This is a genomic window from Mycobacterium sp. VKM Ac-1816D, assembly GCF_000416385.1.
GTDB classification, from domain to species: domain Bacteria; phylum Actinomycetota; class Actinomycetes; order Mycobacteriales; family Mycobacteriaceae; genus Mycobacterium; species Mycobacterium neoaurum_A.
This window is the reverse complement of record NZ_AOHQ01000111.1, coordinates 25,537-37,530: the sequence shown is the minus strand read 5'-3', so window position 1 is coordinate 37,530 and position 11,994 is coordinate 25,537. Positions and strand designations below refer to the sequence as shown.

11 protein-coding genes are annotated in these 11,994 nt (G+C 66.2%); 9 read left to right on the top strand and 2 right to left on the bottom strand.

What is annotated here, in order from left to right:
* Positions 1 to 112: 112 nt before the first annotated feature.
* Positions 113 to 1,342, bottom strand: coding sequence for a CdaR family transcriptional regulator (locus G154_RS03725; protein ID WP_031601288.1), 1,230 nt, complete (start codon positions 1,340 to 1,342; stop codon positions 113 to 115).
* Positions 1,343 to 1,375: 33 nt separating this feature from the next.
* Positions 1,376 to 2,371, bottom strand: a complete 996-nt coding sequence (locus G154_RS03720; RefSeq protein ID WP_023985206.1) for an acryloyl-CoA reductase — start codon at positions 2,369 to 2,371, stop codon at positions 1,376 to 1,378.
* Positions 2,372 to 2,608: 237 nt separating this feature from the next.
* Between G154_RS03720 and G154_RS03715 the strand changes: the two genes are divergently transcribed.
* The 9 genes from G154_RS03715 (at position 2,609) to G154_RS03675 (ending at position 11,769) form a co-directional block, all read left to right on the top strand.
* Positions 2,609 to 4,261 (top strand): ABC transporter substrate-binding protein, encoded by a 1,653-nt coding sequence (locus tag G154_RS03715; protein ID WP_019513411.1) that lies wholly within the window; start codon positions 2,609 to 2,611, stop codon positions 4,259 to 4,261.
* A 2-nt stretch (positions 4,262 to 4,263) separates the two neighbouring features.
* Positions 4,264 to 5,301, top strand: coding sequence for an ABC transporter permease (locus G154_RS03710; RefSeq protein WP_019513412.1), 1,038 nt, complete (start codon positions 4,264 to 4,266; stop codon positions 5,299 to 5,301).
* Position 5,302: 1 nt separating this feature from the next.
* Complete coding sequence (locus G154_RS03705; RefSeq protein WP_019513413.1) at positions 5,303 to 6,265, top strand: ABC transporter permease; 963 nt, start codon at positions 5,303 to 5,305, stop codon at positions 6,263 to 6,265.
* Complete coding sequence (locus G154_RS03700) at positions 6,262 to 7,293, top strand: ABC transporter ATP-binding protein (RefSeq protein ID WP_019513414.1); 1,032 nt, start codon at positions 6,262 to 6,264, stop codon at positions 7,291 to 7,293. The genes G154_RS03705 and G154_RS03700 overlap by 4 nt, the downstream gene beginning before the upstream one ends.
* Positions 7,290 to 8,309, top strand: a complete 1,020-nt coding sequence (locus G154_RS03695) for an ABC transporter ATP-binding protein (RefSeq protein ID WP_019513415.1) — start codon at positions 7,290 to 7,292, stop codon at positions 8,307 to 8,309. Before G154_RS03700 ends, G154_RS03695 begins: the two co-directional genes overlap by 4 nt.
* A gap of 10 nt (positions 8,310 to 8,319) precedes the next feature.
* The gene (locus G154_RS03690; RefSeq protein ID WP_019513416.1) at positions 8,320 to 8,604 is read left to right on the top strand and encodes a hypothetical protein; all 285 of its coding nucleotides are present in this window, start codon (positions 8,320 to 8,322) and stop codon (positions 8,602 to 8,604) included.
* Positions 8,605 to 8,673: 69 nt separating this feature from the next.
* A complete protein-coding gene (locus G154_RS03685) occupies positions 8,674 to 9,783 on the top strand; it encodes an FAD-dependent monooxygenase (RefSeq protein WP_019513417.1) in 1,110 nt (369 codons plus the stop codon).
* A gap of 10 nt (positions 9,784 to 9,793) precedes the next feature.
* Positions 9,794 to 10,393 (top strand): TetR/AcrR family transcriptional regulator, encoded by a 600-nt coding sequence (locus G154_RS03680; RefSeq protein ID WP_019513418.1) that lies wholly within the window; start codon positions 9,794 to 9,796, stop codon positions 10,391 to 10,393.
* Positions 10,390 to 11,769, top strand: coding sequence for an FAD-binding oxidoreductase (locus G154_RS03675; RefSeq protein WP_019513419.1), 1,380 nt, complete (start codon positions 10,390 to 10,392; stop codon positions 11,767 to 11,769). Before G154_RS03680 ends, G154_RS03675 begins: the two co-directional genes overlap by 4 nt.
* Positions 11,770 to 11,994: the final 225 nt, after the last annotated feature.

The following is an 11,994-nucleotide window of genomic DNA, read 5'->3' as shown; positions in this document are numbered from 1 at the left end:
CGAGTTGAGTGTCTCGAAAGTAGGTCTGCCGGGGACCGCGGGACAATGACCCCGCCGCACCTATCCATGTGCTGTGCGCACATCGATGTACCGCTGTTCGGCGGTCAACCGGTCATTTTGTCCGCAGGATAGATGCGCCGAGCACGTCGCAGATGTGCAGGGCGGCATGCACCTGGGCACGCCGGGCGGCCACCGGCCCGCCGAGCCGATCCTCTGCACGGCGCACCCGTTGCAGCACCGTGTTGCGATGTACGCCGAGCGCCTCCGCGGCGGTCTTGAGGCTGCCCTGGGCGGTCAGGAAGGCCAGTAGCGCGCTGCGCTCGGCCTCGGTCTTGGCGTCGTCATGGGCCAGGTCGCCGAGTTCACCGTGCACGAAGTCGCGAGCACCGTCGAGGTCCTGGGTCATCAAATCCACCAGGGCGATATCGCCGAAGTAGGTGACCCGTGCGGTCCGCTCACCGAGCTCGGCGACCCGACGTGCGCGCAGGGCCTCTCGGTGGGAGGTCCGGAATCCGGCTGGACCAGGATGGACCGCACCCACGGCGATGTGGACGTCGGGGTCGACCGATGACGGCGGTACCCGCAGGTCCGTCGACGTATCGAGCGATGCGGCGACCCAACCCCACAGGCAGCGTGCGCCGGCCGGGATGCTCAACGGGTGGTCGGTACCGAGGGCTTTGGCGAAGCGTTGGGCCGCCGTAGGCAGGTCGACACCATTGTCCGCGGTCCAGCAGATGAATCCGAGCTGGCCGCCGGTGAGTCGATGTCCCAGTACGGTTTCGGCGTTTCGCGGGTCGACCCGCTCGTCGGCCAGCAGGGCGCGCACCACGTCGCTGCGCTCGGCCCGGTCCCGGCTCTGTCGGCGGTCGAGTTCGGCGACATACTCCGTGGAGACCGAGGCCGAGATGCGATCGATGTACTGGAAGCCGAACCGTTCGACCTCGAGGAACAACCGTAACGATTCGGCGGGATCGGGCACATGGGCCGTGACCGCTTCAGCGAACCTGCCGGTGAAGAATTGATGGCCCAGGCGATAGAAGCGCAGCATCACATCGAGGCTGTGCCCCCGCGACGCCATTGCGCGGGCGTGCTCGAGCGCGGTGACCGGAGCCTCGGCCGCGGTCGCATCGATGCCGTGCCGGACCATGGAGAGCACCGCCTCGAGGTTCGACGAGCATGATCCAAGGGTCAGTCCGCGCAGCTCCGGATCGGCCGTGATCTCGGGAATGTGGTGGGCGAGATGTTCGAGCATGTCATCGGCCAGCGCGGAGACGTCGCCGAGCAGGCCGGCCGCCACGGCCTGGACCGTAGGCGAACCGTCGGCGGCAGGTCGCGGGTCCACGTTCCGGACCTTAGTGGTTGTGCACGGGCGTCGTCAGCGCACGCGCACCACGGTGCGTCCTCGGTTGCCGCCGCCACGGATCCGCTCCAATGCCGCGGGTACCTCGTCGAGACCGACCTCGCCGGCAACCAGCTCCTCGAGCAGTGGCGGGCGCAGGTCGCGCCCGAGCCTGGCCCACACGTCACGTCGGCGAACTATCGGGCACTGCACCGAATCGACTCCCAGGAGCGCGATTCCGCGCAAAATGAAGGGGAAAACGGTGGTGGGCAACGCCATTCCGCCGGTATTGCCCGACGCGGCCACGGCAGCGCCGTATCGCAACGAGGCCAGCACTGCGGCCAGCGTCTCCCCGCCGACGCAGTCGACCGCGGCGGTCCACTTCTCCTTCTGCAATGGCCGTGCTGGGTCGCCGAGAGCCGAGCGGTCCACCACCTCGGCCGCGCCCAGCGTGCGCAGCCAGTCACCGGCATCGGTTTTGCCGGTCACCGCGGTGACCGAAAATCCGAGCGCGGCAAGGATGGACACGGCGACGCTGCCTACACCGCCAGTGGCTCCGGTGACCAGCACCGGTCCGTCGTCGGTGCTGGTCAAACCGCGTTCTTCCAAAGCGATCACGCTGAGGGCGGCGGTGAATCCGGCGGTGCCCACGATCATCGCCTCCCGCATAGTCAAACCGTCGGGCAGTGGCACCACCCAGTCGGCGGGAACCCGTGCGTACTCACTGAATCCACCATGATGGGCGACGCCGAGGTCATAGCCGTGCACCAGCACCTCGGCGCCCGTGTCCAGTCCGGAGCTTCCCGGGTCGACGACCGTGCCCGCCAGATCGATGCCAGGGACCAGTGGGTCGATGCGGGCGACCTTGCCGTCCTTGCTGGCGGCCAACGCATCCTTGAAGTTGACACTCGACCACGACACCTCGATCAGGACATCGCCCTCGCCCAGATCCGATATCGGGATCGAACGGACCTGCAGCACGGTCTCGGGTCCGGTCGAGTCGGCGACGAGGGCGTTGGCCTGGTCGGTCATGGGCTGCTCCTTCTGCACTGGGTGCGTTCCGTTCTTCACCGTCGTACACGCCAGCCACCAGGTGCTGGTCAGAGGGCCACGTTTCAGGAATGTTTCCTGTCAATGGTGTCCGCAACGAGAATATTTACGCCGTTCGCCGTGCGCGTTCTCGGATTTGGGTCCAAGATGGCTACCCGGGTCGCTCGAGAAGCGTAAACGTGGACGGATTCGCCCGTGCCGCCGAACCTAGGGAGCCAGATGAGCAAGCTGCGCGATGCGCTGCGCAAGATGACGGTCCTGTCTTGTACGTCGGTGGTCGCCGTGTTCGGCGTCGCCGCGTGCGGGAGCGAGGGATCCGACGGATCGGGCGGGGGCGAGATCAACATCTCGATGACGTCGTTCCCGGACTACATCGACCCGCAACTGTCCTACACACTGGAGGGGTGGGAGGTGCTCTACAACACCTACACCCCGCTGCTGACCTATAAGCACGCCAAAGGCGAGGACGGCACCCAGATCGTCCCTGGCCTGGCCACCGATATGCCCGAGATCTCCGATGACGGCAAGACCTACAAGCTGAAGCTGCGGTCGGGGATGAAGTACTCCGACGGCACCGATATCAAGGCATCGGACTTCACCTACGCCATCCAGCGGTTGTTCAAGGCCGACAGCGGTGGGTCGGTGTTCTACAGCGGGATCGTCGGTGCCCCGCAGTACGCCGACGGCACGGCCGACACCATCAGTGGCATCGTCACCGACGACGCGACCGGCGATATCACCATCACCCTCGACGCCGCCAACGGCACCTTCGAGAACGTGCTCGGCCTGCCGTTCGCCGCACCGGTGCCGCCGAGCACTCCGCTCTCCGATGACGCCACGAACAGCCCACCGCCCTCCAGTGGCCCGTTCATGATCACCAAGGTCGAGGCGCCCCAGACGCTGACCATGGAGCGCAACCCGAACTTCTCGACCGTCCGCGACGCCGGTGCCACCGAGGTCGCCGATGCCCAGGTCGACAAGATCATCGTGACCCAGAACAAGAGCAACACCGCGCAGGTCACCGGGGTCGAGCAGAACACCATCGACTTCATGGTCGACCCACCCGATGCCGACCGCCTGCAGGAGGTGAAAACCCGCTTCGGCGACCGATTCCGGCTGGAAGAGTCGATCAATACCTACTACTTCTGGATGAACAACCAGACCGCGCCGTTCAACGATGTGCGTGTGCGCCAGGCGGTCAACTACGCCATCGACCCCGAGGCGCTCAACCGCGTCTTCGGTGGGCGCCTGCGCCCGACGCAGCAGATCCTGCCGCCAGGCATGCCGGGCTATGAGGAGTACAAGCTCTATCCCGGGCCCGATATGGACAAGGCGAGAGCGCTTCTGGCCGAGGCGAATCCGTCCGATCGCGATATCACGGTGTGGACCAATGACGAGCCCGACCGCAAACGGATCGGCGAGTACTACCACGACGTGCTCAACCAGCTCGGCTTCAACGCGACGCTGAAGGTGATCGCCGGCGATGTCTACTTCACCACGATCGGTAATCAGTCGACTCCCGATCTGGACACCGGTTTCGGCAACTGGTTCCAGGATTTCCCGCACCCGGACGACTTCTTCCGGCCGCTGCTCAACAGCGCGGCGATCCTGCCGACCAACGGCAACAACTTCTCCCGGGCCTCCTATCCCGAACTGGACGCGAAGATGGACGAACTGCTGACCAAGCAACTCACCGAGGGGGACACCGAGGCGCAGTATGCGGCGCTGGACAAGGCCTATATGGAACAGGCGGCCTGGGCGCCCTACGGTAACGAGCAGTTCACCACGTTCGTCTCCGACCGCATCGACTTCGACAAGGCCTACCACCACCTCCTGTTCAATCAGGACTGGTCGGCCCTGGCGCTGAAGTAGGGATGACCACCCCGTCCGATGCGGTGGAGGCGCCGGGGGAACCCGTTCCTCCCCCCGGTGTTCCCGCCGAGCAGATCCGTGGGCGTAGTCCGTGGTATCTGGCCTGGCTCTGCCTGCGGCGCAACAGGATCAGTCTTGCCTTCGGGGCGTTGTTCGTGCTGATCGTGCTGTTCTGTCTTGCCGCCCCGGTGTGGGCCGATCACGTTGCCCACACCGGGCCGAACGAGAATCACATCACCGACACCGTGCAGATCGACGGCCGCGATGTCGATGTGGTCTCCCCGGACGGCACGCCGCTCGGCCCTGGGCTACATGGCAGGTACCTGCTGGGTGCCGACCAGAACGGCCGCGATGTGATGGTGCGCCTCATGTACGGCGGACGGACCTCGATCTTCATCGGTGTGGCCGCGGCGGCCATCACCACCGTGCTGGCCGTCCTGGTCGGGTTGCTGTGCGGCTACTACCGCGGATGGATCGACGCGACGCTGTCGCGGGTGATGGATGTGGTGTGGGCGTTTCCCGTGCTGCTGCTGGGCATCGCCCTGGGCACCGCACTGGCCCTGGGCGGCTTGAAGATCGGCGCATTGCAGATCGCCGGGGACTCGCTGTGGATCCCGATCATGATCATCGGGCTGGTGTATGTGCCCTACATGGCCCGTCCGATCCGCGGTGAGATCCTGGCACTGCGCGAGAAGGAATTCGTCGAGGCGGCGGTGGCACAGGGTAAGGGCCCGGTGCGCATCATGATCAGTGAGCTGCTGCCCAATGTCGTGTCGACCATCATCGTGTTCTTCACCCTCAACATCGCCAACAACATGCTGCTGGAGTCGGCATTGTCGTTCCTGGGCGCGGGTGTGCGAGCACCCAACGCGTCATGGGGCACGATGATCGCCGACGGCTACCAGACGATCTACACCGCCCCGCATCTGACCATCGTGCCCGGTCTGATGATCGTGTTGACGGTGTTGTCGCTCAACGTGTTCGGCGACGGTCTACGCGATGCCCTCGACCCGCGCGCCAAGATCCGGTTGGAGCACTGAGATGCTGCGATTTGTGGTGCGGCGGCTCGTCGGCATGGTCGGGGTGCTGTTCGCGATATCGGTGCTGGTGTTCCTCATCTTCAACGTGATTCCCAATTCCGACCCGGCGGCCCGCATCGCCGGGAAGAACGCCGATCCGGAACTGATCGCCAGGGTCAGCGCCGATCTGGGACTCGACCAGCCGCTCTACGTGCAGTACCTGACGATGATGAAGCAGATCTTCACCGGTCAGCTGACCTCCTATGCCAGTTCCCAGAATGTCGTCGAGCAGATATGGAAGGGACTGCCCGCGACGCTGTCGCTGTGCATCGGCGCCGCGGTGCTGTGGATGGCGCTGGCGATCTGGTTCGGCTACCTCAGCGCCGTGCACGCCGGCAAGTTCACCGACCGCGCGCTGACCGTGCTCTCGCTGGTCGGAATATCGATGCCGGTGTTCTGGCTGGCCGCAATCCTGTTGTACTACTTGAGCTTCAAGGCCGAGCTGTTCCCCACCAGCAGTTACGTTCCGCTGACCAAGGACCCACTGGACTGGGCGTATCACCTGATCTTGCCGTGGCTCACCCTGGCCGTGCTCTACGTCGGTTTCTACAGCCGGGTGTTGCGGTCGAACATGCTCGACGTGATGAACGAAGACCACGTGCGCACAGCACGGGCGAAGGGCATCAGCGAACGGCAGATCCGCATCAAGCACGTGCTGCGCAATTCGATGATCCCCATCGTCACGCTGTTCGGGCTGGATTTCGGTGTCGTCGTCGGCGGCGGGGCAATCCTGACCGAGACGGTATTCAACCTCAACGGCGTCGGTCTGTATGCCGGACAGGCGATCGGCACGCTGGACCTGCCGCCGCTGATCGGCGTCACGATGTTCGGCGCGTTCTTCATCGTGCTCTTCAACACCCTGGTCGACGTGGCCTACGCGTTCCTTGATCCACGGATTCGGCTCGGAGAGGCGGCACCGGTATGAGTCCGATACTCGAAGTCGAGGACCTGCGGGTCAGCTTCGCCACCCAGGACGGTGTGGTGGGTGCGGTCGACGGGGTGTCCTTTGCCCTGGAGGCCGGTGAGGTGCTGGCCATCGTCGGGGAGTCGGGCTCCGGTAAGAGTGTCACCGCACAGACCGTGATCGGACTGACCCGTGCGCCGAACGCCACCATCGGTGGGGCGGTCCGGTTCGACGGGCGCGACCTGACTCAACTGGATGACCGTGAATTACAGGGCGTGCGAGGCGAACACATCGCCATGGTGTTCCAGGACCCGATGACATCGTTGAATCCGGTGTATCGGGTGGGGGACCAGATCATCGAGATGATCCGGGCGCACCGCGCGGTCTCCCGTGCCGAAGCACGCGACCGGGCGGTCGAGCTGCTGCGCACCGTCGGCATCCCCAATCCCGAACGCCGCGTGAAGGATTACCCGCACGAGTTCTCCGGGGGCATGCGGCAGCGCGTCATGATCGCCATGGCGCTGTCGCTGGAGCCGGAGGTGTTGATCGCCGACGAACCGACGACGGCGCTGGATGTCACGATCCAGGCCCAGATCCTGCGCCTGCTCGCCCAATTGAACGCCGAACGTGGGCTGGCGGTGGTGCTGATCACCCATGATCTCGGCGTGGTGGCCGAGGTCGCGGACCGGGTGCTGGTGATGTACGCCGGACAGGTGGTCGAGGATGCCGGGGTCGACGACATCTTCTACGACCCCCGGCATCCCTACACCTGGGGGCTCTTCGGGTCACTCACACCGCTGGACGCACCGCAGCATGCGCGGTTGCCGCATATCGGCGGCGCCCCGCCGTCGTTGTTGTCACCACCATCGGGCTGCCGATTCGCCCCGCGCTGCCCGCACGTCTTCGATGCCTGCGCACAGCTGCCCGCACTGACCCTCGATGACAACGCGGCCGGGCACCGGGACCGGTGTTGGCTGGACCCGGAGCAGAAGGCCACCCTGCGGCTTGTCGACGGTCGTATCGGGCTGCGTAAGCCGGTGGCACTGTGAGTCCGGGGGAGCCGCTGCTGGAAGTCACCGACCTGGTCAAGCATTTCCCGATCAAGGCCGGCGCGATCATCGAGCGTGAGGTGGCGCGGGTGCGGGCCGTCGACGGGGTGAGCTTGACCCTGCGCGAAGGCGAGACCCTGGGCCTGGTCGGCGAATCCGGTTGTGGGAAGTCGACGCTGTGCCGGCTGATCCTGCAGCTGACGGCGCCCACTTCGGGATCGGTGCGCTTCCAAGGTCAGGAATTGGTGGGCCGGTCCCGCCGGGATCTGCGGCCGATGCGCCGGGATATCCAGATGGTGTTCCAGGACCCGTATGCCTCACTCAACCCGCGTAAGCGGATCGGTCAGATCATCGGGGACCCCATCGAGTTGCACGGGCTGGCCAGCGGCGGCGAGGTGAAGCGCCAGGTGCAGGACCTGCTGGACCGCGTGGGTTTGGCGCCCGAGCATTACAACCGGTTCCCGCACGAATTCTCCGGCGGTCAACGACAACGCATCGGGATCGCCCGCGCGCTGGCCCTGCGACCCAAGCTGATCATCGCCGACGAGCCGGTCTCCGCGCTCGATGTGTCGGTGCAGGCCCAGATCATCAATCTTTTCGAGGATCTGCAGGACGAGTTCGGTTTGTCCTATCTGTTCGTGGCGCATGATCTCGGCGTGGTGCGTCACGTATCGGACCGGGTGGCGGTGATGTACCTGGGCAAGATCGTCGAAACGGGTGCGGCGAACGAGCTTTACGACCATCCGTTCCATCCGTACTCGGGGGCCCTGCTGTCGGCGGTCCCGATCCCCGACCCTCGCCGCAACGCCGCGCGCGAGCGCCTGATCCTCGACGGTGATGTGCCCAGCCCGATCGATCCGCCGTCGGGATGCCGCTTCCGCACCCGGTGCAGATGGGCGACCGACATCTGCGCCGACGAGGAACCCGCGTTGCTCGAGCGGGAGGCGACGCACGCGGCGGCCTGCCACCATCCGCGCAATATCGAGGCCGCCGTCGGGTCCGCGCCGTCGCAATAGACTGTGTGACATGTTCAATCGGCGGATCTTCACCGACCCTCCGGTGCCCCTGAGCGCGGCCCAGGAGCGGACGGCCAAGCATGCGGCGATGCGGGCGGCGCGGGAGGCCCGGCGCTCGTTGCGGACCGCGCGGGGGCAGTACCGGCGCTACCGCACGGTTGCCGGGGACTGTTATCTGGACTGGCCGCGCTGGCATGCCGAGTACCTGCGGGAGTACCGCGGCGGGCCGATGGTGGACGAGGGCGGAACCAGCGTCAGCGCACCGATGTATGGCGGAGGGCTTGGCGCCCCCTGAGGCACCGGGCACCATTAAAGCAACAAAACGTGGCTATAGTGGGTTGACTGCTGTTCGAAGGGATTGGCGATGCGCATTTTGGTGAGCGGGGCCGGCGTGGCCGGTCTGAGCGCGGGGATAGACCTGGCGGGGGCCGGGCACGACGTCGAGGTGATCGAGCGGGCCGGTCATCTGCGGGTCAACGGCTCGCCGATCGACGTTCGGGGTGCTGCTCTCGACATCGCCCGCAGCATGGGCATTCTCGACGCTGTCCACGCACACCGCATCACGATGACCGAGCAGACGACGTTCGTCGACCGGTCCGGTGCGCCCGTCGCCCACCTGGTGCGTGACGAGATCGACGAGTCACCCGAGGACGTCGAGATCCCTCGCGAGGATCTGATGAACATCCTGCGCGCGGCGCTGCCTGCGACGGTGGACCTGCGATTTCGGGAGTCCGTCACGCGCCTGGACGACGATGGCGACCGGGTGTCGGTCGGCTTCGCCTCCGGTCGCAACGGCGTCTACGACCTCGTCGTCGGCGCCGACGGGGTGCACTCGGCGGTGCGCCGACTGGCATTCGGGCCCGAGCAAGATTTCACCGAGCATCTCGGCATGTACGTCGCGATCGCCGAGGCGCCCGAACAATCGACGCCGGGCAACCGCACCTCCGAGGTGCTCAACCTGCCCGGGCTGATGGCCGGCGTGGCCCGCTACCGAGATAAGGCATTGGCGCTATTCGAGTTTCGATCCGAGCCGCTGGACTACGACTATCACGACCTCGACGCGCAGAAGCGCATCCTGGCCGACACCTTCGCCGGTGTCGACGACTGGAAGGTGCCGGAGCTGATCAGCGCGGCACAACGCGATCCCGAACTCTACTTCGATGCGCTCGCCCAGATAAAGATGCCGTGCTGGCACCGCGGCCGGGTCGTGCTCATCGGTGATGCCGCGCATTGCGCGACGCCGATGGCCGGGCGGGGCACCTCGCTGGCCCTGCTCGGGGCATGGACGCTGACCGAAGAGCTCGGCCGCAGCGCTGATCTCGACGAGGTGTTCAGCAGCTACGAGCAGCGGATGCGTCCGGAAGTGGCCGCGGCGCAGGAATTCGCCTCCGTCGGAGCCGATATCGTGCTGCCCGCCACGTGGCAGGCCATCGAGGCGCGCAACACCCGGCTGCGCGCGGCCCAACCGCTCTAGAGTGTCGAAGGTGGAAGACAATGCCGGACCTGGCCGGCGCCCGGGTGGGCGTTCGGCCCGGGTTCGCCGGCAGATCATCGAGGTTGTCGTCGAACTCATCGCCCGAGACGGCGTCGGTGGCTTGAGCTACGAACAGATCGCCGAGCGCGCCGGGGTCAACAAGACGACCGTGTACCGCAACTGGCCGAATCGAGCGACGCTGATCGCCGACTCGCTGGTCAGCTTCGGTGACGACGTGGCGCCCCTGCATGATTCGGGTGACCTGGCCGCGGACCTCACCGATTTCCTCGATGCCCTTGCCATTGCGACCGAAAGCCCGCGCGGGCGCGCGATGCTGAGCATCGTGACCGCAGCGCGGGACAACCCCGAGCTGCGGGCTGTTGTGGACGAGGTGTTCGACCGTCGCGTGGAGATGGTGAAAGATCGGTTACAGGTGTCGGTGGAGCGCGGTGAGCTACCCGCGACCGACCTCGCGCTGATCGCCGCGATACTTTCAGGGCCCGTGCAACTGTTCGCCAGCCGTGGCGCTCGCACATTCACCAGGGACGACGCCCGCCGGGTGACGGCGATCGTCCTTGCCGGAGTGCATGCGACAGCCGGGACGCTATGAGCGAGAGGGGCGCAGCCGCCGAGATCGTCGGCGAACTCATCCACATCGTCGGGCGCGGGCACGTCCTCACCGATCCCGAGACGATCGCCAGTTATCGAACCGATTGGACCGGGCGATTCCAGGGGCGCACCGACGTGGTGGTGCGGCCGGCCAACACCGCGGAAGTGGCCGCCGTCCTCGGCGTCTGCCACGCCCACGGCGTGCCGGTGGTGCCCCAGGGTGGTAACACCGGTCTGGTCGGTGGGTCGGTGCCGATGCACGGCGAGCTCGTGTTGAGCACGCGGCGCCTCGACGAGATCGAGCATGTCGATCCCGTCGGCCGCACACTGGCGGCGGGCGCCGGGGTGACCGTCGCGCGGGCCCAGCAGGCGGCCCGTCAGCACGGCCTCGACCTCGGTGTGGATCTCGCCTCCCGCGACTCGGCCACCCTCGGCGGCATCGTGGCCACCAACGCCGGCGGGGTGCGCGTCATCAAGAACGGCGGCACTCGCGCCCAGCTGCTCGGTATCGAGGCGGTCCGCTCCGACGGGTGCGTCGTGACCCGATGGAAAGAGCTGAGCAAGGACAACATTGGGTATGACCTGCCCGGCCTGCTGGCCGGCTCGGAGGGGACGCTCGCCGTCATCACCCGGGTCCTGATGCGTCTGGTGGTGCCCGTGCAGCAGACGGTGGTGGCGCTGGTGGCCCTGCCATCGGTGGACGCGGCGCTGGTGTTGTTGGACCGGGTGCAGCGCCACGGCCTGCGGCTGGAGGCCGCGGAGTTCATGACCGCGGCGGGAGTCGATCTGGTCTGCAGGCACACCGGACTGCGCGCGCCGTTCGGCGATGACGCCCCGATCTATCTGCTGCTGGAGGTTGCGGGTGCGGGCGAGGCGGAGAACGCGTTGTCGGGGCTGTTCACCGAGGACGCCGACGCGGTCCTGGACGCCACGTTGGAGGCGGGCCCCGCGCGCACGTTGTGGCAGTACCGAGAGCGGCACACCGAGTCCATCTCGGCGGAATCACGCACGCCTGCTGTCAAATTGGATGTATCCGTGCCGCTGCGAGTCCTCACGGACTTCTTCACCACGCTGGATTCCCGGCTGCGAGCCGAGCACCCCGACGTCCGCGCGATCTGCTTCGGGCATATCGCCGACGGCAATGTCCACGTCAACATGCTCGACGTACCGGTCGAAAAGCAGCACGCCATCACCGATTTCGTGTTGCGACTGGTGGCTGACCACCAGGGCAGTATCAGCGCCGAACACGGCATCGGGCACGCGAAGGCGGCGTGGATAGAGCTGGGGCGCAGCGCGAACGATATCGACACGATGAAGCGGATCCGAGCCGCCTTCGATCCGGCCGGGATATTGAACCCGCATGTGTTGCCGCGGTGACCGCCCACCCGGCCGCCGGGGAATGCGGCCTTAAGCGTGGAATATCGAGCATAGGGGTGTCTCAAGGCGGATTTGCGACGGATCCGTAGCGCAATGCTTGAAATTGCATGCTTAAGTATTGACAGCGGTACGGGCTATGTCCGACGATGGTCTTACGCGTGAAATTGGAAGCATAAGGAGTGCGATGGTGGGCCCCAGGCGGCGGAGATCGCAACGCGATGACGC

Excerpts from the sequence above, each read along its gene's own strand:
- G154_RS03720 (WP_023985206.1), bottom strand. The coding sequence starts at position 2,371 with ATGACCGACCAGGCCAACGCCCTCGTCGCCGACTCGACCGGACCCGAG.
- G154_RS03715 (WP_019513411.1), top strand. The coding sequence starts at position 2,609 with ATGAGCAAGCTGCGCGATGCGCTGCGCAAGATGACGGTCCTGTCTTGT.
- G154_RS03710 (WP_019513412.1), top strand. The coding sequence starts at position 4,264 with ATGACCACCCCGTCCGATGCGGTGGAGGCGCCGGGGGAACCCGTTCCT.
- G154_RS03705 (WP_019513413.1), top strand. The coding sequence starts at position 5,303 with ATGCTGCGATTTGTGGTGCGGCGGCTCGTCGGCATGGTCGGGGTGCTG.
- G154_RS03700 (WP_019513414.1), top strand. The coding sequence starts at position 6,262 with ATGAGTCCGATACTCGAAGTCGAGGACCTGCGGGTCAGCTTCGCCACC.
- G154_RS03690 (WP_019513416.1), top strand. The coding sequence starts at position 8,320 with ATGTTCAATCGGCGGATCTTCACCGACCCTCCGGTGCCCCTGAGCGCG.
- G154_RS03685 (WP_019513417.1), top strand. The coding sequence starts at position 8,674 with ATGCGCATTTTGGTGAGCGGGGCCGGCGTGGCCGGTCTGAGCGCGGGG.
- G154_RS03675 (WP_019513419.1), top strand. The coding sequence starts at position 10,390 with ATGAGCGAGAGGGGCGCAGCCGCCGAGATCGTCGGCGAACTCATCCAC.